Here is an 18,785-nt window from a genome sequence, read left to right as displayed (position 1 = left end):
CGGCGCCGGCGTGCTCATGGGTTAGCTCTGCGGCGGGTCCGTGGGGTTCGGGTTCGGGGTCTGCTCGGGGTTGTTCAGCTGGTGGTGCAGGGGGTCGCCGACCGGGTAGACGACCGCCGTCGCCCCGTCGATCGACATGACCTCGACCCGGGTCCCGGGCGCGATCGTCGACACCTCGTCGTACGGGCGTGCCGTCCAGAGCTCACCGTTCAGCCGGATCGAGCCGCCGCCGTCGGGGTGGATCTCCTTGACGACGGTCCCCATGCGCCCGATGACGTGGGCCGAGCCGGTCTTCAGCTCGGTGCCGTGATGGATCTTGCGCACCAGCAGCGGACGGATGGCTCCCAGCATCGCGCCCGCGGTGATCAGACCGATGACGATCTGAAGCCACAGCAGCCCTGGGAAGAAGGCCGCCACACCGGCGGCCGTGAGCGCGCCGGCGGCCAGCATCAGCAGGGTGAAGTCGAGCGATGCCAGCTCGGCCAGACCGAGGACGGCGGCGACCGTCAGCCATGCCGCCCACATGTTGTCCCGCAGCCAATCCATCATTTCCCAAGCCTATCCACGTTGGGGGCTTCCCGTGGCTGTTGGACGCGTCTGGTCGGTCACGCGCTCCCGGTCAGAGCGCGCGGGCTGTGTAGCGGCCGTCCTCCTGCTTGAGGGACAGGGCCAGGTCGAAGGTCTCGCTCAGGGTCTCGGCGGTCAGGGCCTGGTCCAGCGGACCGGCCGAGACGATGCGGCCCTGCTTGAGCAGCAGAGCGTGCGTGAAGCCCGGCGGGATCTCCTCGACGTGGTGGGTGACCAGGACCATCGCGGGCGCACCGACCGCGGTCGCGATCGAGCTGAGCGACCGGACCAGCTGCTCGCGTCCGATCAGGTCGAGACCGGCCGCGGGCTCGTCCATCAGCATCAGCTCGGGGTCGGTCATCAGCGCACGGGCGATCTGCACCCGCTTCCGCTCCCCCTCCGACAGTGTGCCGAACGTACGGTCGGCGAGGTGCGCGATGCCGAGCTCGGCCAGCAACTCCTTCGCCCGCTGGTGATCCAGCTCGTCGTACTCCTCACGCCAGCGACCGAGTACGGCGTACGACGCGGAGACCACGACATCCGAGACGCGCTCCCCCTTGGGCAGGCGGTCGGCCAATGCGGCACTGGTCAGTCCGATCCGCGGCCGCAGCTCGAAGACGTCGACCGCACCGAGCACTTCATCGAGCAGTCCGGCGACACCGCCGGTCGGGTGGATCTGTGCGGCGAGGATCTGCAGCAGGGTCGTCTTGCCGGCGCCGTTCGGCCCGATCACCACCCACCGGTCGGCCTCGTCGACGGTCCAGTCGATCCCCTCGAGCAGAAGTGCGTCACCGCGAACGATCGACACCCCGGCCAGCTCCACCACTGCAGTCATGCTCAAAACCTAAGGGGTCGCCCTCCGCGACGTGTCTTCGGGTGGTGAGAGACTTGCGGGCGTGCTGACCACCTCCGCCTCCGTCCGGTTCACCGTGTGGACGAACGCGATGCTCACCGGTGCCTGCGACCCCGACACCGCCGCGCTGAAGATCCTCGGCGAGGACGTCGGTCACCATGTCGCGGGTCTGGCCGCGCATCCGGAACCGGCCACGTTGCCGGTCGCGCTGAACCTGTTGCGGGCCGCCGGTGCGACCCAGGCCCACCTCGCGTTGCCTGTTCCAGGTGATCCGATCGGACTGGCCGGTCCCCCGTCGTTCAACGAGGCCGCGTTGGAGACCGGCGAGGCCGTCGTACTCACGGGCGCCGCGATCGGACTGGTTCCGGCGTACGTCGGTCCGGCCGTGCAGTGGACAGTGTTGCCGGCGACGAGCCCGCCGCCGGCCGACTTAGGTGAGGCGGATCGCGGTCTGCGGCAGGCGTTGATCGAAGCGGCCGAGTCACTGGCTGAGCTCGACGTCGCGCGATGGAAGCCGGAGGTCGCGGACGCGCTGATCGACATCCGCCGGATCGGCACCGGCAAGAACGACGACCTTGCCCCCGGCTACCAACCGCGTGCGGTGAAGGCGGCGGCAACGGCTCGCCGCTGTCTGGCGATCGCGGACGCGGCGCTCGAGGACGACGGCGCCGCGGTCACCGGAGCCGAGGCCGACGCCCGCCGCCGCGCCCTCCTCGACCTCGCCTCCGCCGCCCGCCGAGCCCTGGTCGCCGCCTGCGCCCCGCCTGTTCATGCTTGAGATCTGGACCGAACGGCGCAACGCCAACTGATTTAGGTAGCGTTCGTGGTGCCATGACTGATCTCGGTGAGGTTGAGAGGCGGGCGGCTGAGCGGCCGACGCTGCTGGTGACGTTGACGGGTACGGACCGGCCGGGGCTGACGTCGGCTGTGCTCTCGACGCTCGCCGGCCGCGGGCTCGAGGTGATCGACGCCGAACAGGTCGTCCTCCGGGGCCGGCTGGTGCTCGGCGTCCTGCTGTCCGCGCCGCGCGACCACAAGAGCCTCAAGGAAGAACTGAAGGCACTGGCGAGCGTTCTCGACGTCGAGATTTCGGTGAAGAAGGGTGTCGGCGACAACGAACCGCGGCGCAAGGGCCGCAGCCAGGTGACCGTCATCGGGCATCCGCTGTCCGCGGAGGGCCTGGCCGCGATCGCCGGCCGGATCGCCGACACCGGCGCGAACATCGACCGGATCAGCCGGATGGCGCGCTACCCGGTGACCGCGATGGAGTTCGCCGTCTCCGGTGCCGATCCGGAAGCGCTGCGGACCGTGCTCGCGCTGGAAGGTGTCCGGCAGGGGCTCGATGTCGCCGTCCAGGACGGCGGGCTGTACCGCCGGGCCAAGCGGCTGATCGTGATGGACGTCGACTCGACCCTGATCCAGGGCGAGGTGATCGAGATGCTCGCCGGGCACGCGGGCCGGGCGGCGGAGGTTGCCGCGGTCACCGAACAGGCGATGCGCGGCGAGCTCGACTTCGCCGAGTCGCTGCGGCACCGGGTCGCCCGGCTCGAGGGCCTGCCGGTGTCGGCTCTGGACGAGGTGTACGCCGCGATCGAGCTGGCCCCCGGAGCCCGGACGCTGGTGCGGACGCTCAAGCGGCTCGGGTACCAGTTCGCGATCGTCAGCGGTGGATTCAGCCAGATCACCGACAAGCTGGCCGCCGAGCTCGGCATCGACTACGCCAAGGCGAACGAGCTCGAGATCGTCGACGGCAAGCTCACCGGCCGGGTCATCGGCGAGATCGTCGACCGCCCCGGCAAGGCCACCGCGCTGCGCCAGTTCGCGGCCCGGTCCGGTACGCCGTTGTCCCAGACGGTCGCGATCGGCGACGGCGCCAACGACCTCGACATGCTCGCCGCCGCCGGCCTCGGCGTCGCCTTCAACGCCAAGCCGGTCGTCCGGGCCGCGGCGGACACCCACCTGAGCGTCCCCTACCTGGACACGATCCTCTACCTGCTCGGTATCAGCCGCGAGGAAGTCGAAGCCGCCGACGCGGAAAACCCGGCCTGATTGCAGCAAGCTGCAAAACGGCCGGATCGCCGGCCCGGGTGCGCGAAACTCGGGCCATGGATTTCTCGAGCCGACCGGCGACGGCCGCGGACGCGCAGGCCATCTACGAACTGATCGCCGCAGCCGAGCAGGAATGGCACGGACAGGTCGAGGTGGTCCCGGACCAGGTCGCGGCGGATCTGGTCCGGCCCGAGCTGGATCCCGAGCGCGACTCGCTGGTCGTGCACGCCGGCAATGGTGATCTCGCCGCGTGGGCGTGGGTCCATCTGGGCAAACACGCGCAGGTCAACGTCTTGCCGTCGTACCGTTCGGCCGGGATCGGGACGATGCTGATCGGCTGGGTCGAGGAGCGGGCTCGCGAGGTCGGCAGCGACTGGGTGGCCCAGATCGTCGACGACGCGGACAAGGCCGGGACCGGCCTGCTGCAGTCCCGGGGGTACGACGTACTCGCGACCAACTGGCTGCTCGAGCGGCCGATCGACGGACCGCGGTCGCCGGAGCCGGTGGCCGGGCTGCGCCTCGGCAGCTACGACGCGACGCGGACCGAAGAGGTGTACGAGCTGGTCGAGGACGCGTTCTCGGAGTTCCAGCCGCGCCGGAAGTCCTTCGCCGAGTTCGCCAGGCTGACGGTGGAGCGATCCACCTTCCGGCCGGACGCCTCGACGCTGGCCTACATCGGTGACGAGGTGGTCGGTGCGGTGATCTCGCTCGACCTGCCGAACAGCGACGAGGGGTACGTCGAGCGGCTCGCCGTCCGCGCCGACCACCGCAACCAGGGCATCGCCCGGGCCATGCTCGACGAGACGTGTGTCGTGTTCCATCAGCTCGGCCGCCGCAGCTGCATCCTCTGGACGCACTCCGGCACCGGCGCTCTGGCCATGTACGAACGCCTCGGCATGCACGTCCGCCGCAGTACGACGGTCTACCGCACCAACCTCTGATCCAGATGATCCGGAGGGTGACGAGCTGTTGACACCCAGGCATGAGAGCGCTCACATTGGCCTCATCAAATCCTGGAGGTCGCTATGCGTTCCCGCCCCCTCATCACCGCATTGCTCGCCCCACTCCTGGTCACCGGAGCCCTCGCCGTCGCGGCGCAGGCCAGTGTCCCGACCCCTCCGGCCGGGTGGACCACCGTCTGGAGTGACGATTTCGACGGCGCCAACGGCACGCTGCCGTCGGGCGCGAACTGGATCATCGACACCGGGCACGGCTACCCGGGCGGTCCGGGTAACTGGGGTACCGGAGAGATCCAGAACTACACCAACAGCACGAACAACCTCGCCCTCGACGGCACCGGCAACCTGCGGATCACACCCCGCCGGGACGGTGCCGGGAACTGGACCTCCGCGCGGGTCGAGAGCCAGCGCAGCGATTTCAAGCCACCGGCCGGTGGGGTGCTGGCGATCGAGAGCCGGATCCAGATGCCGAACGTCACGGGCAACGCGGCCCTCGGGTACTGGCCGGCGTTCTGGGCGTTGGGCGCGCCGTACCGCGGCAACTACTGGAACTGGCCGGGTATCGGCGAGTTCGACATCATGGAGAACGTCAACGGGATCAACTCGGTCTGGGGCGTGCTGCACTGCGGCGTGAACCCCGGCGGTCCCTGCAACGAGACCACAGGCATCGGCGCCAGCCGTGCATGCCCGGGCTCGACCTGTCAGTCGGGTTTCCACACCTATCGCTTCGAGTGGGACACCAGCGTGTCGCCGAACCAGTTGCGTTGGTACGTCGACGGACAGCAGTTCCACTCGGTCAGTCAGGGCCAGTTGCCGGCCGACACGTGGACCAACATGACCTCGCACGCCGGCTACTTCATCCTGCTGAACGTCGCAATCGGTGGTGCGTTCCCCGATGCGCTCAACGGGCCGACTCCGCGCGCTGAGACGGTGCCTGACCGCCCGATGGTCGTCGACTACGTGGCGGTGTCCTCGAAGGGCGGCGGCACCACCACGCCCCCGACCACTCCCCCGCCGGGCGGTGGTGGCACGGCGTACAGCACGCTGCAAGCTGAGTCGTTCCAGCAGCAATCCGGTACGGGCGTCGAGACGACCACGGACTCCGGCGGCGGCCAGAACCTGATGCAGATCAGCAACGGCGACTGGGCTCTCTACCGAGGCATCGACTTCGGCAGCAGCGCCGCACACCAGTTCGTCGGCCGGGTCGCATCCGGCGCCGCAGGTGGTGTCAGCGGTCTCGTCGAGGTGCGCCTCGACAGCCGCTCCAACGCCCCGATCGGCAGCTTCGCCGTCGCCAACACCGGCGGCTGGCAGTCCTGGCGATCCGTCCCCGCCAACATCTCCGCCGTCACCGGCACCCACGACGTCTACATAACCTTCACCAGCGGCCAACCTGCCGACTACGTCAACCTCAACTGGTTCACCTTCGGCCACTGACCGATTGCGGTTCCGGAGGGGGTGAGCACCTATCCTTCGGCTATGTCTGATGTGCAGGGTGGGCCGGGGGCTCTGTTCGCTATCGGTGGTGCCGAGGACAAGCTGAAGAAGCGGCTGGTGCTGCAGGAGTTCGTCGAGGCGGCGGGCGGCCCGAAGGCGCGGATAGTGGTCGTGCCGACCGCGTCGGCGCTCGGGCCGGATGTCGTCGACGTCTACCACGCCCTGTTCGCCGCGCTCGGTGCCGCGAGTGTCGTCGGCGTTCGCCCGGAGAACCGGGAGGACGCCGACGATCCGGCGTTCATCGCGCCGCTGAACGACGCGACCGGGATCTTCATGACCGGCGGCAACCAGCTCAAGCTGGCCGGAGTCGTCACCGGTACGGCGTTCGGCCGCGCGGTCACCGCCGCCCACGCGCGCGGTGCCGCGGTCGGCGGTACGTCGGCCGGCGCGAGCATCCTGGCCGAGCACATGATCGCGTTCGGCCGCTCCGGCGCCACCCCGCGGCAGCGGATGAGCCAGCTTTCCAACGGCCTCGGCCTGGTCCAGGGCGCCATCGTCGACCAGCACTTCGCCCAGCGGAACCGGTACGGTCGCCTGCTGTCCCTCGTCGCCCAGTCCCCCGGCCTGCTCGGGATCGGCGTCGACGAGGACACCGCGGCCGTCTTCCGCGGATCTCACCTGGAGGTCGTCGGCCGGGGTGCGGTGACGATCTTCGACGGCAGCCGGATCACGTCGAACGCCCACTACGCCGCCCGGTCCGAGCCGATCCTCGCGTCCGGCGTCGTACTGCACGTGCTGCCGGCGACGGCGACCTTCGACCTGCAGGCGCGCGTACTGCTGTCGTACGGCAAGCAGCCGCCGCCCGCCGAGATCGCCGAGATGCAGGCGGCCGAGGCGGACCTGCGCAAGCTGGCCAAGGAGATCGCCGCCGAGGGCGTGTCACCCAAGTACTACGCGGAGCGCAAGCGGCGGGAAGGACGTCGTACGGCACAGACTGGAGCGTCGAAGCGGGCCACGAGACCCGCGGCCGCCGGGGAGTCCAGACCGAAGGCGACCGAGCCGATCACGGCCGGCGCCGAACTCAACCACCCCGACAGCCCGCAACCAGACAGTGGACACGCATGACCGACACCACCACCGGCACCACCGGCACTCCCAGCCCGGACCTCAAGATCATCGAGACCCGCGTCTATCGCGGACCGAACGTGTGGAGCTACGAGCCCGCCATTCATCTCGTGGTCGATCTGGGCTCGCTGGAGAACTTCCCGTCGAACACGATCCCGGGCTTCACCGAGAGGTTGCTCGAGTACCTGCCCCGGCTCGACCAGCATCACTGCTCGCGCGGCCGCCGAGGCGGCTTCATCGAGCGCCTGAACGAAGGGACCTGGCTCGGCCACATCGCCGAACACGTCGCGCTGCAGCTCCAGCAGGAGGCCGGCCACGACATGCGCCGGGGCAAGACCCGCCAGGTCAAGGGCGTGCCCGGCCGCTACAACATCGTCTACGCGTACGCCGACGAGGGCGTCGGCCTGGCCGCGGGTGAGCTCGCCGTCCGGTTCGTGAACTACCTGGTCCAGCCCACGCCGGACTTCGACTTCACCACCGAGCTGGAGAAGTTCATCCGGCAGGCCGAGCGGAGCGCTTTCGGACCGTCGACGCAGGCCATCGTCGACGAGGCGGTGTCCCGCGACATCCCGTGGATCCGGCTGAACAAGTTCAGCCTGGTGCAGCTCGGTCAGGGTGTGCACGCGAAGCGGATCCGGGCCACCATGACGTCCGAGACCGGCTCGATCGCGGTGGACGTGGCCAGCGACAAGGACCTCACCACCAAACTGCTCGCCTCCGCCGGTCTGCCGGTACCGCGGTCGGTCTCGGTCCGCGAGGTCGACGAAGCTGTGTCGGCGGCGAACAAGATCGGCTACCCCGTCGTGTGCAAGCCGCTCGACGGCAACCACGGCCGTGGTGTCTGCCTGAACCTGCAGGACGCGGACGCCGTCCGGGAAGCCTTCCCGATCGCCGCCGAGCAGTCGCGGCGTGGTTCGGTGATCGTCGAGAGCTTCGTCACCGGCAAGGACTACCGCTGCCTGATCATCAACGGCCGGATGGAGGCGATCGCCGAACGCGTCCCCGCGCACGTGGTCGGCGACGGCATCCACACGGTCGCGGAGCTGGTCGACATCACCAACGCGGACCCGCGGCGCGGTGTGGGGCACGAGAAGATCCTGACCCGGATCACCGTGAACGCCGCGGCCCGGGAGCTCGTCCGCAGCCAGGGTTTCGAGCTGGACGACGTACCGCCCGAAGAGTCGATGGTGAAGCTGACGCTGACCGGCAACATGTCCACCGGCGGCATCTCGATCGACCGCACCTTCGAGGCACACCCGGAGAACGTGGAGATCGCCGAGGAGGCGGCCCGGATGATCGGGCTCGACATCGCCGGCATCGACTTCATCTGCCCGGACATCAGCCAGCCGGTCCGCGAGACCGGCGGCGCGATCTGCGAGGTGAACGCGGCGCCCGGGTTCCGGATGCACACCAACCCGACGATCGGCGAGCCGCAGTACATCGCCAAGCCGGTCGTCGACATGCTGTTCCCGCCGGGCGCGACCAGCCGGATCCCGATCATCGCGGTGACCGGGACGAACGGGAAGACCACCACCTCGCGGATGATCAGCCATGTCTTCAAGGGCATCGGCCGCAAGGTCGGGATGACGTCGACCGACGGCATCGTGATCGACGAGCGGCTGGTGATCCGCCAGGACGCGTCCGGGCCGAAGTCCGCCCGGATGGTGCTGCAGAACCCGCGGGTCGACTTCGCCGTCTTCGAGGTGGCGCGCGGCGGCATCCTGCGGGAAGGACTCGGGTACGAGCGCAACGACGTGGCCGTGGTGCTGAACGTCCAGCCCGATCACCTCGGGCTGCGTGGCATCGAGACGCTCGAGCAGCTCGCCGACGTGAAGGCGGTCCTGGTCGAGGCAGTACCACGGACCGGGTACGCCGTACTGAACGCCGACGACCCGCTGGTCCGCAAGATGCGCCGGCGCTGTTCCGGCCAGGTGGTGTGGTTCAGCATGGCCGAGCCGGGCAGCGAGGTCCGCGACTACATCGAAGGACACTGCCGGCGCGGCGGGCGGGCCGTCGTCCTGGAGCGGTCGGATCTCGGCGACATGATCGTGGTGAAGCACGGTCGCCGGTCGATGCAGCTGGCCTGGACACACTTGCTCCCGGCAACGTTCGGCGGGCGGGCGATGATGAATGTGCAGAACGCGATGGCGGCCGCGGCGGCGGCGTTCGCGGCCGGTGCGCCGTTGCACGACATCCGGCAAGGGCTGCGGACGTTCAGTACGTCGTACTACCTGTCCCCCGGTCGGTTGAACGAGATCGATGTCGACGGGCGGACGGTGATCGTCGACTACTGTCATAACGCTCCGGCGATGCGGATGCTCGGGGACTTCGTCGACAAGCTCGGCGAGAGCCTGAGCGCGTCGTCGGAGCTCGGGCGGCCGTCCCGGATCGGCGTGGTCGCGACCGCGGGCGATCGGCGTGACGACGACATCCGCGAGCTGGGCGAGGTCGCGGCCGAGCACTTCGACGTGGTCGTGGTCCGCGAGGACGCGCGGCTGCGCGGACGGAAGCGCGGTGAGTCGGCTGCCCTGGTCGAGACCGGCGTACGGGCGGCGATGGAGAAGGGCGCCCGCTGCCGGCAGGTCGACATCGTGCTCGACGAGCTGACCGCAATCCGGCACGCCCTCAGCCGCTCCAACCGTGGCGATCTCGTCGTCCTGTGCGTCGATCAGCACCAGACCGTGCTGGCCGAGCTCGAGTCCGTCTCCCACCTCGCCCAGGCCGGGGCCCGCTCCGGCGACGAAGGCGGCGACCCCGACTTCGTCCAACCCGACGAAGAGCCCGACCCCTCGATGGAGTGACCAGATGACCCGCCCCACCGTCCTTGCCTACTACTTCCCCAGCTGGCACCGGGATCCCCGGAATGCCCAGTGGTTCGGTGACGGCTGGAGCGAGTGGGAGCTGGTCAAGGGCGCGACCGCTCGGTTCGAGGGTCATCGTCAGCCGCGGGTGCCCGCGCTCGGCTGCCGTGACGAGAACGATCCGGTGGTCGCGGCCGAGGACGTGGACCTCGCCGTGGCCCACGGTGTCGACGGATTCTTGTTCGACTATTACTGGTACGACGACGGGCCGTATCTGTCCGGGGCCTTGGACAACGGGTTCCTGGCCGCGGGCAACAACGAGCGGATGACGTTCGCGCTGATGTGGGCGAACCATCACCTGGTCGACATCTTCCCGAGTCGCAGTACGGACGGTGCCATCCCGCAGCAACTGAAGGACGGCGCGGTCGACCGGACGGCCTTCGAAGCGATGGCCCGGTTCGTGATCGAGCGCTACTTCTCCCGGCCGAACTACCTTCGGATCGACGGGCGGCCGTGGTTCACCCTGTACGACGTAGCCAACTTCGTGCAGGGTCTCGGCGGACTGGACGAGGCGCGGGACGCGCTCGACTGGTTCCGCGCGGAGACCGAGCGGGCCGGGCATCCAGGGCTGCACCTGGATGCGGTGCTCTGGAGTGCCGCGGTGATCCCGACCGGGTCCGACTCGCCGCTGAGCGCCCACGAGACGTTCGACCGGCTCGGGTTCGACTCCGGGACGTCGTACGTGTGGCTGCATCACTACGACGCCGGGAAGGCCGACTTCCCGACCGGGTCCGTCGACGAACTGCGGGCGTCCGCGTTCGCGGAGTACGAGCGGTACGCCGGGCAACTCGGCGTACCGTTCTATCCCAACGTCACGGTGGGCTGGGACTCGTCGCCACGGACCGATCAGAGTGTGCCGTTCCGGCGGTCGATCTACCCGTGGACGCCGGTGTGGGATCAGAGCCCGGCGGAGTTCAAGGCCGGGCTCGAACTCGCGCAAGACTTCCTCGACCGGCATCGCCCACGGCATCCGGTCGTCACCGTCAACGCGTGGAACGAGTGGACCGAGGGCTCGTACCTGCTGCCCGACACGACCCACGGGCACGGCTTCCTGGAAGCGATCCGCGACACGTTCGGAACTCCGTAGCCGTCATCGTCGTTGGCCTGTCCGTGAAGATCAAGTTGACCTCGGCAACTTCCCCGGTGGCGGGCGTGGTCCAGCTGCACGAGATGGCGATGCACGGAGGGTTCTCCGACGGCAGCAGCCACGACCTGACCGTCCCGGTGAAGGCCTTCACCGAGGAAGAGGAGCACTACCACCCCACGCCCACGACGAAGTGACGGACGCGGGGAGGCCGTCCCGGCGGCAGCTGATCGGGTTCGCCGGGGTGGCGGCCGCGGGTGCGGCCGTCGGCGGCGGCGCGGTAGTTGCTCTCGACAACGACCAGCAGCCGGTGGCTCGGGTGATCTCGCCGTACGGCGACCACCAGCCGGGGATCGCTGCCCCGTCACCCGAACATGCCGAGCTCGTGGGCTTCCGGCTTGGGACGGACAAGGCCGGGCTAGGGCGGCTGATGCGGTTGTGGACCAGCGACATTGTTGCCTTGGCCGATGGGCGGCCGACACCGGGAGACACGGCGCCGGAGTTGGCGATCGCGAACGTCGCGTTGACCGTGACCGTCGGATTCGGTGCGCGGGTGTTCGAGTTGACCGGGAGCAAGCCTGGTGGGCTGGATGACTTGCCGGTGATGAAGCACGACCGGCTGGAGCCGGCCTGGTCGGGTGGGGACCTGCTGGTGCTCGTCGGCGCGGACGATCCGGTCAGCGTGGTGCACGCCGTACGACGGCTGGTCGCGGACGCGCAGCCGTTCGCGACCCCGGTGTGGCGGCAGACCGGGTTCTGGAACGGGACCGGGTCCGACGGGCAACCCGTGACCGGGCGGAACCTGTTCGGCCAGGTGGACGGCACCGGCAACCCGGCCGTCGGTACGCCGGAGTTCGACAGCACGGTGTGGTCGACGGACGGCCCCGACTGGTTCCGCGGTGGTACGACGCTCGTCGTACGGCGGATCCGGATGAACCTCGACACCTGGGACGAGCTGACCCGGTCCGAACAAGAACGCGCCGTCGGGCGCAAGTTCTCCACCGGCGCACCGCTGACAGGCAACGCCGAGCACGACGAACTCGATCTCGAAGCCCGGGACGCCGACGGCCGCCTGGCGATCGCCGGGAACGCCCACGCGCGCCTGTCCCACCATTCCGAGAACGACGGCCGCCGGATCTTCCGCAAAGGCCTCAACTACGTCCAGGACAACGGCCCGGCCCGCGAGTCCGGCCTGATCTTCCTCAGCCACCAGGCGGATATCGCCGGCCAGTTCCTCCCGCTGCTCGCCCGCCTGGACGCCGCCGACGCCCTGAACGAGTGGACCACCACGATCGGATCCGCCGTCTTCGCCCTCCCGCCCGGCTTCCAGCCCGGCGGCTGGCTCGGCCAGAAACTCCTCGGCTGACCTGTCACCCTGCAACGCTGACCACGGCCCGCTAAGTGACCGGATCCCGCCTCGGCAGGAGCCGGCGGCGGGGTTCGTCCCGGTCGATCCAGTCGAGGTCGTCGGACAGGACGGCGTCGTTGGACCTGTCGGCGTACGGGTCGACCGGGGGCGGTGGCGGCGGGAGGGCGCGGAGTTTGAGGGCGACCATCGGGATGGCGAGCAGGACGGCGAGGACCAGCCACGGCCAGTACTCGCGGAGCAGTGGCTCGAAGGACTGGAAGAAGGCCTCGGTGGCGCGGTCGCCGACCGCGTCCATCGGCTTGCCGCTCGAGCGGCTGATCACGCGGACCGCGTCCACGATGCCGAACGAGGCCAGGTAGAAGCCCGCGAGCGGCACCCAGAAGTACGCCGACCGCCAGCCTCGACGCCAGCAGGCGACGTACAGGAGCAGAGCGAGCCCGATCGCGACCAGCAAACCGTTCAACTGCCAGAGCCAGCGCCACTCGTCCAGTTGCTGAGCGGGACGCAGGGCGTACCACGCGACCGGCAAGGCGAGTGCGAACGCGGCGATGACCGAGCTTCTGGCGCCCGAAGCACCGAACAGGGCGCCGACAGCGCTTGCCACCAGCAACATGATCACCAGCGAACGGTCGGACCAGCTGTTCCCGGTCAGCCACCACATGCCCGCGGCAACGATCAGCACCACCGGCACGGCAACCCGCACCCGGGCGATCAGGAGCCCGGCCAGCACTCCCCCGGCGAACCCGCCCAGCACCAGCAGGTCGATCCGCGGCGGCACGAACAACGTCGTACCGCCTGGCAGACCCTTCAGGTACGTCGCGGAGAAGCCTGCCACGAACCAGGCGATCACCGCGGACGGAATCGACCACAGGTAGCGCATGACACCCCGTTCCCCGCCCCAACCGCGGGCGGACGGGGCTAGTGCTGGGCTCTGTCGACCTTGCTCTTCAAGATCTCCGGTGTGTCGACGGTAGCCCCCTCGGACCGCAACCAGCTGTCAAGACTCGCCCGATCCTGCAGAGACATCACCGCGACCACGTCCCCGGGCTTCGCCTCGCCGACCAGCGCCTGCGCCGCCTCCAGCTCGGTCGGGTACGCCGGTACGTCGTCCACGCCCACCGACGCGGCGCCCTCCCGGAACACCTCCTCGAGCTCGGCCGGCGGCCGGCCCCGCAGGTATTCGCTCTTGTGGCCGATCGCCACCCGATCGGCGCCCCGGGCCCCGATCGCACCCAGCGCGGACACCATGTCGTCGGCCCGGTCCCCCGGCGAACCGAGGGCCAGCAGCAACCGTCCGCCCTCTGGCCGGACGCCGTTCATGATCTCGAGCAGCGCCTCCAGCCCGGCCTCGTTGTGGGCGAGGTCGATCACGACGGTGAAGTCGCGCAGCGAGTACATGTTCATCCGGCCGGGGTTGTTCTCGTTCGGCGCGAACGTGCTCAGTCCCTCGATCACCGCCGCCCGCGGCAACCCGAGCCCGAGCGCGGCCGACGCGGCCGCCAGCGCGTTCTCGACGTTGTAGTGCGACAGCCCGGACAGCGTCATCGGTACGTCGACGACCTTCAGCAACGGCTCCGGGTCACTCGCCTGGTCGAGCACCGTGATGAACCCGTCCAGTACGGTCGTCGCCCGGCCGCCCTCGTCCAGCACGGTCCGGATCGACGGCGAGTCCGGGTCACGCGAGAACACCCAGCACTTGGCCGGTGAACCGAGCCGCATCGCGAACGTCCGCGGGTCGTCGCCGTTCACCACGCACCAGCCGCGCGGCCGGGTGATCTGGGTGATGACCGCCTTCACCTCGGCCAACTGGTCGACGGTGTCGATGCCGCCCAGGCCGAGGTGGTCCGCGGTCACGTTCGTCACGACTGAGACGTCGTTGGAGACCACGCCGACGCCGCGGCGCAGGATCCCGCCCCGGGCCGTCTCGGTCACCGCCAGCTGGATCCCCGGCTGGGACAGCACCTGACCGGCACCACTCGGTCCGGAGAAGTCGCCGTACTTGACCAGCTTGCCGTCGAAGTAGACGCCATCGGTGCTCGACCAGCCGACGTGCAGGCCGGCCGCCAGGCCGATGTGCGCGATCATCCGCGACGTCGTGGTCTTGCCGTTCGTGCCGGTCACCGCGACGACCGGCACCTTCGGGCGCAGGGTCGGCGGCGGGTTCCCCGGTGGTTCGTTGCGGACCCGGTCGCCGACGGTCGCGATCAGGTCGGTCAGGTCGTCCTGCCCGAACGCGTCCAGCACCTCGACGATCGCGGCCCCGAGCGCCCGTGCGCGCCCCTCGTGGGCCCAGGGGAACGCCACGACCAGCCGCCGTACGTCGGACTCCGGGCGGACCCGGACACCGATCCGGCCGATCCCGGCCTCCCGCGCGATCCGCCGTACGACGTGACCCACGACGCGGATCGCGAACCGCTGCCGGAACCCGGACCCGATCCGGCCGGGCCGGGTGGCCCCGAGACCGATGGCCTGTCCATAGGCTTTCGCGGCCGGCGCCGGGGCGTCGACGAGGGCCGACACGTCGAGCGTGAGCTTGATGGCGGCACGGCTGAAGTAAAGGTTGGCGCCGTCCAGGACCCGGAGCTCAACCAGCGAAGACGCCATCAAGCGCCCATCGCGTGGTAGCCGCCGTCGACGTGGACGATCTCGCCGGTGGTCGCGGGGAAGAAGTCGCTCAGCAGCGCGACGATGGTCCGGCCGGTGGGCTCCAGGTCGGAAGGGTCCCAGCCCAGCGGGGCGCGATCCAGCCACGGCTCCTCGAACTTCTCGAAGCCCGGGATCGCCTTCGCGGCCAGCGTCTTCAGCGGTCCGGCCGAGACCAGGTTGCAGCGGATGCCCTGGCCCCCCAGATCGCGGGCCAGGTAGCGGTTGGTGGACTCGAGCGCGGCCTTGGCCACGCCCATCCAGTCGTACCCGGGCCAGGCGACGGTCGCGTCGAAGGTCATCCCGACGACACTGCCGCCGCGGCTCATCAACGGCGCACAGGTGACGGCCAGCGCCTTGAGCGAGTACGCCGAGACGTGCACGGCCTGGGCCACGTCGTCCCACGGGCCGTCCAGGAACTTGCCGCCGAGGATCGTCTCCGGGTTCCCATAGGCGATCGAGTGCACGACACCGTCCAGGCCGTCGACGTGCTCGCGGACGGCATCCGGCAGCGCGGCCAGGTGGTCGGGGTTGGTGACGTCGAGCTCCAGTACCGGAGGTTCGACCGGCAGGCGTTTGGCGATCCGTTTGGTGATGCTCAGCGCGCGGCCGAAGTTCGAGATCAGCACGGTGGCGCCTTGTTCCTGCGCCACCTTGGCCGTCGCGAAGCCGATGGAGGAGTCCAGCGTGACTCCGGCGACCAGGATCCGCTTGCCGTCGAGGATGCCCACCGGCGTCCCTTTCTCAGAAAAAGTGGGTATTGGTGTTCAGTTGCCCATGCCGATGCCGCCGTCGACCGGGATCACCGCACCGGTGATGTACCCGGCCTCCTCGGAGGCGAGCCAGCGGACCGTCTGCGCGATCTCCTCGGTCCGGCCGAAGCGGCCGAGCGGGATCTGGCTCAGGTACTGCTTCTGGGTCTCCTCCGGCAGGACCGCGGTCATGTCGGTCTCGACGAAGCCCGGGGCGACCACGTTCGCGGTGATCCCGCGGCTGCCGAGCTCCCGCGCGATCGAGCGGGACATGCCGATCATTCCGGACTTGCTGGCCGCGTAGTTGACCTGGCCGGGCGAGCCGAGCATGCCGACCACGGACGAGATGAAGATGATCCGGCCCCGGCGCAGCCGCAGCATGCCCTTGGCGGCCCGCTTGGCCACCCGGAACGCGCCGGTGAGGTTGGCCTGGATGACGGCGTCCCAGTCGTCGTCGGACATCCGCAGCAGCAGCGTGTCGCGGGTGATGCCGGCGTTGGCCACCAGCACCTCGACCGGGCCTTGCTGCTCCTGGACGGTGTCGAACGCGGCGTCCACCTGGGCGGCGTCGGTGACGTCGCACTTGACCCCGAGGAAGCCGGCCGGCGGCTCGCTGCTGTTGTACGTCACGGCGACCTGGTCACCGGCGTCCCGGAACGCGGTCGCGATCGCCAGCCCGATCCCCCGGCTGCCACCGGTCACCAACACAGACCTGCTCACAAGCCCTCCTCACCCGACACAGTTCGCACGAACGCTATCGCGCCCACCCCCCACCCCCACCCGCACCCCGGCACAACCCTCCAACTCGGGGGCTATCCCCTGAGTTGGAGGGTTGCCCGGTCAGATTCTCAGTGGGCAACCCTCCAGCTCAGTGGTTATCCACCGAGTTGGAGGGTTGTGCGCGGGGGGATGCGCGGGGGGATGCGCGGGGGGATCAGCCGTCTTCGAGGCGGAAGCCGACCTTCATGGTCACCTGGTAGTGATCGATCTGGTTGTCGGCGAGGTGGCCGCGGATGTCGGTGACCTCGAACCAGTCGAGGTGCCGCAGCGTCTCGCCGGCCCGGTGGATCCCGTTCGTGATCGCCTGGTTCAGGCCTTCCTTGGACGTGCCCACGATCTCGGTGACTCGGTAGGTGCGATCGGTCATGAGACGTTCCTCTCCATCCTGGCTGCGCCGGAGCGGGTGACGCGGCGTACCGTTGTTCCTGGTGAGGAGGATAGATGTCGAGACGTCGTGAACGGAGCGGCGAGACCGTCATTTCGGTGACGAGTGCGCAGCCGGGCCGGTCCGCGGATCTGGACAGCCGGATCGTTCGGTATGCCTGGATGATGTCGATCCGGATCGTCTGCTTCGTGCTCGCCGTGGTCACCCCGTCGCCGTGGCGCTGGGGGTTCATCGTCGCGGCCGTGTTCCTGCCCTACATCGCGGTCGTCCTGGCCAACACCCAGCGCACCACGACGGTGGACAGCCCGGCGGCGTTCGTGGCGCCGCAACGGCCTGCGATCGGGTCGCAGCCGGGGGTCGTCACACCGCCGGATCCGGACCGCGACAACGACACCGAAAAGTGATCCTCGCCGGGACTGGAAACTTTGGCAGCATCCGTGTCAGAATCTCCCGCGTGCTCTGAAGTTCATGAGTGAAATTCAGAGACTTGATGCGGCGTCGGACGGCTCCCCCCGTGGCTGTCCGACGTCGCTTCATTTCCCCAGTCTTTTGATTATTGAGTAATCAGGAATAGGCCAACAGGTGACCGAGGAAGCGCTTCCGTCCGTCTGCTCCGCCAGGGGCTGCGGGCAGCCGGCCACCTGGGCGCTGCTGTGGAACAACCCGAAGATCCACACTCCTGACCGGCGTAAGACGTGGCTGGCCTGCGACGAGCACAAGGACAGCTTGTCCGACTTCCTGGCCCGCCGGTCATTCCTACGTGAGGTCGAGCCTTTCTCCTCAGCGCGTTAGCCCGCACCGAAAAAGTACATTTCCGGATTGGGCCAGTGTGAGACTCCGCCGGATTGGTCCGGTATGGCGCTCAGCCGCCGATCGCGGACATCGGCCGGGTCGGTTGCAGGAAGCTCGGGTCGTTGATGCCGTGACCGGGGAGTTTGTTCCGCATCGCCCGTCGCCAGCGGTCGGCCAGCTCGTCGTCGTCGGCCCCCGACCGCAGTGCCGTCCGCAAGTCCGACTCGGTGCGCGCGAACAGGCAGTCCCGGACCTGACCGTCGGCGGTCAGCCGGACCCGGTCGCAGTCACCGCAGAACGGCCGGGTGACCGAGGCGATGATGCCGACGGTTTGCGGCCCGCCGCGGACCAGGAATGATTCCGCCGGTGCACTCCCCCGAGTCGACGCGTCGACCGGCGTGAGGCCGAACCGCTCGTCCAGCTGTTCGTGGATCTCGTCCGCGGTGATCATGGTGGCGCGGTTCCAGCCGTGCTGGGCGTCCAGCGGCATCTGCTCGATGAAGCGCAGTTCGTAGCCACGTTCCAGGCAGTACTCCAGCAGCTCGGGCGCCTGCTGGTCGTTCACACCGCGCATCAGGACGGCATTCACCTTCACCGGGGTCAGCCCCGCATCATGCGCCGCCTCGAGCCCGGCCTGCACGTCCTTCAGCCGGTCCCGGCGGGCGAGCTCGACGAACGTTTCCGGCCGAATCGTGTCCAGGCTCACATTCACCCGGTCCAGGCCGGCGTCCTTGAGGGCCTGCGCCTGCCGGGCCAGGCCGATCCCGTTGGTCGTCAGCGACACCTCGGGTCGTGGTGCGAGTTCCGTCGTACGCGCGACGATGCCGACGAGACCACGCCGGAGCAGGGGCTCACCACCGGTGAAGCGGATCTCCCGCACACCCAGGCGGGTCACAGCGACCGAGACCAGCCGGACGATCTCGTCGTCGGTGAGCAGGTCCGGCTTGGGCAGCCAGTCCAGGCCTTCCTCGGGCATGCAGTAGGTGCAGCGCAGGTTGCAACGATCCGTGAGCGACACGCGCAGGTCTGTGGCGACCCGGCCGTACCGGTCCGCCAGACCCAACTGCGTCGCCTCTTCGGTTGCTGTCATCGCCCCCAGCCTACGTCCCGGGGGCGGGTGGTTTCAGCG

At 69.3% G+C, this 18,785-nt stretch carries 19 protein-coding genes; 11 read left to right on the top strand and 8 right to left on the bottom strand.

Annotated features, from left to right (window positions below; translation table 11 throughout):
• Positions 1-21: 21 nt before the first annotated feature.
• Positions 22-549, bottom strand: a complete 528-nt coding sequence (locus tag ACZ3HV_RS02960) for an NfeD family protein (protein ID WP_465680285.1) — start codon at positions 547-549, stop codon at positions 22-24.
• 70 nt (positions 550-619) lie between these two features.
• Positions 620-1,402, bottom strand: a complete 783-nt coding sequence (locus ACZ3HV_RS02955) for an ABC transporter ATP-binding protein (RefSeq protein ID WP_465680283.1) — start codon at positions 1,400-1,402, stop codon at positions 620-622.
• A gap of 61 nt (positions 1,403-1,463) precedes the next feature.
• On the opposite strand from ACZ3HV_RS02955, the gene ACZ3HV_RS02950 reads away from it, so the two are divergent.
• From ACZ3HV_RS02950 to ACZ3HV_RS02910, 9 genes are all read left to right on the top strand, one after another.
• The gene (locus ACZ3HV_RS02950) at positions 1,464-2,198 is read left to right on the top strand and encodes a hypothetical protein (RefSeq protein WP_465680281.1); all 735 of its coding nucleotides are present in this window, start codon (positions 1,464-1,466) and stop codon (positions 2,196-2,198) included.
• 53 nt (positions 2,199-2,251) lie between these two features.
• Complete coding sequence (gene serB / locus ACZ3HV_RS02945; protein WP_465680279.1) at positions 2,252-3,469, top strand: phosphoserine phosphatase SerB; 1,218 nt, start codon at positions 2,252-2,254, stop codon at positions 3,467-3,469.
• A 56-nt stretch (positions 3,470-3,525) separates the two neighbouring features.
• Positions 3,526-4,410, top strand: coding sequence for a GNAT family N-acetyltransferase (locus tag ACZ3HV_RS02940; RefSeq protein ID WP_465680277.1), 885 nt, complete (start codon positions 3,526-3,528; stop codon positions 4,408-4,410).
• 84 nt (positions 4,411-4,494) lie between these two features.
• Positions 4,495-5,865, top strand: coding sequence for a glycoside hydrolase family 16 protein (locus ACZ3HV_RS02935; RefSeq protein ID WP_465680275.1), 1,371 nt, complete (start codon positions 4,495-4,497; stop codon positions 5,863-5,865).
• 42 nt (positions 5,866-5,907) lie between these two features.
• Positions 5,908-6,990, top strand: a complete 1,083-nt coding sequence (locus tag ACZ3HV_RS02930; RefSeq protein ID WP_465680273.1) for a cyanophycinase — start codon at positions 5,908-5,910, stop codon at positions 6,988-6,990.
• Positions 6,987-9,791, top strand: coding sequence for a cyanophycin synthetase (gene cphA / locus ACZ3HV_RS02925; protein ID WP_465680271.1), 2,805 nt, complete (start codon positions 6,987-6,989; stop codon positions 9,789-9,791). The genes ACZ3HV_RS02930 and cphA overlap by 4 nt, the downstream gene beginning before the upstream one ends.
• Before the next feature lie 4 nt (positions 9,792-9,795).
• A complete protein-coding gene (locus tag ACZ3HV_RS02920; protein ID WP_465680269.1) occupies positions 9,796-10,938 on the top strand; it encodes a glycoside hydrolase family 99-like domain-containing protein in 1,143 nt (380 codons plus the stop codon).
• A 23-nt stretch (positions 10,939-10,961) separates the two neighbouring features.
• Positions 10,962-11,132 (top strand): hypothetical protein, encoded by a 171-nt coding sequence (locus tag ACZ3HV_RS02915; protein ID WP_465680267.1) that lies wholly within the window; start codon positions 10,962-10,964, stop codon positions 11,130-11,132.
• The gene (locus ACZ3HV_RS02910; protein WP_465680265.1) at positions 11,129-12,301 is read left to right on the top strand and encodes a Dyp-type peroxidase; all 1,173 of its coding nucleotides are present in this window, start codon (positions 11,129-11,131) and stop codon (positions 12,299-12,301) included. Before ACZ3HV_RS02915 ends, ACZ3HV_RS02910 begins: the two co-directional genes overlap by 4 nt.
• 31 nt (positions 12,302-12,332) lie before the next feature.
• Here the strand turns inward: ACZ3HV_RS02910 and ACZ3HV_RS02905 are convergent, their stop codons facing one another.
• The 5 genes from ACZ3HV_RS02905 to ACZ3HV_RS02885 form a co-directional block, all read right to left on the bottom strand.
• Positions 12,333-13,184 (bottom strand): hypothetical protein, encoded by an 852-nt coding sequence (locus tag ACZ3HV_RS02905; RefSeq protein ID WP_465680263.1) that lies wholly within the window; start codon positions 13,182-13,184, stop codon positions 12,333-12,335.
• A gap of 38 nt (positions 13,185-13,222) precedes the next feature.
• The gene (locus tag ACZ3HV_RS02900) at positions 13,223-14,908 is read right to left on the bottom strand and encodes a Mur ligase family protein (protein WP_465680261.1); all 1,686 of its coding nucleotides are present in this window, start codon (positions 14,906-14,908) and stop codon (positions 13,223-13,225) included.
• Positions 14,908-15,678, bottom strand: a complete 771-nt coding sequence (fabI, locus tag ACZ3HV_RS02895) for an enoyl-ACP reductase FabI (protein ID WP_465680259.1) — start codon at positions 15,676-15,678, stop codon at positions 14,908-14,910. The genes ACZ3HV_RS02900 and fabI overlap by 1 nt, the downstream gene beginning before the upstream one ends.
• Before the next feature lie 36 nt (positions 15,679-15,714).
• Positions 15,715-16,419: a 3-oxoacyl-[acyl-carrier-protein] reductase gene (gene fabG, locus ACZ3HV_RS02890; RefSeq protein WP_465680257.1), complete on the bottom strand. Its 705-nt coding sequence runs from the start codon at positions 16,417-16,419 to the stop codon at positions 15,715-15,717.
• A 214-nt stretch (positions 16,420-16,633) separates the two neighbouring features.
• A complete protein-coding gene (locus tag ACZ3HV_RS02885) occupies positions 16,634-16,846 on the bottom strand; it encodes a dodecin (RefSeq protein ID WP_360381100.1) in 213 nt (70 codons plus the stop codon).
• A gap of 74 nt (positions 16,847-16,920) precedes the next feature.
• Between ACZ3HV_RS02885 and ACZ3HV_RS02880 the strand changes: the two genes are divergently transcribed.
• The gene (locus ACZ3HV_RS02880) at positions 16,921-17,268 is read left to right on the top strand and encodes a DUF3099 domain-containing protein (RefSeq protein ID WP_465680255.1); all 348 of its coding nucleotides are present in this window, start codon (positions 16,921-16,923) and stop codon (positions 17,266-17,268) included.
• 178 nt (positions 17,269-17,446) lie between these two features.
• Positions 17,447-17,656, top strand: coding sequence for a hypothetical protein (locus ACZ3HV_RS02875; RefSeq protein ID WP_360381105.1), 210 nt, complete (start codon positions 17,447-17,449; stop codon positions 17,654-17,656).
• Positions 17,657-17,726: 70 nt separating this feature from the next.
• Here ACZ3HV_RS02875 and moaA read toward each other — a convergent pair whose 3' ends face one another.
• A complete protein-coding gene (moaA, locus tag ACZ3HV_RS02870; RefSeq protein WP_465680253.1) occupies positions 17,727-18,746 on the bottom strand; it encodes a GTP 3',8-cyclase MoaA in 1,020 nt (339 codons plus the stop codon).
• Positions 18,747-18,785: the final 39 nt, after the last annotated feature.

The organism is Kribbella sp. NPDC020701, from assembly GCF_055562215.1.
Note: the sequence above shows the minus strand (reverse complement) of the source record. Positions and strands in the feature narration are given on the sequence as shown.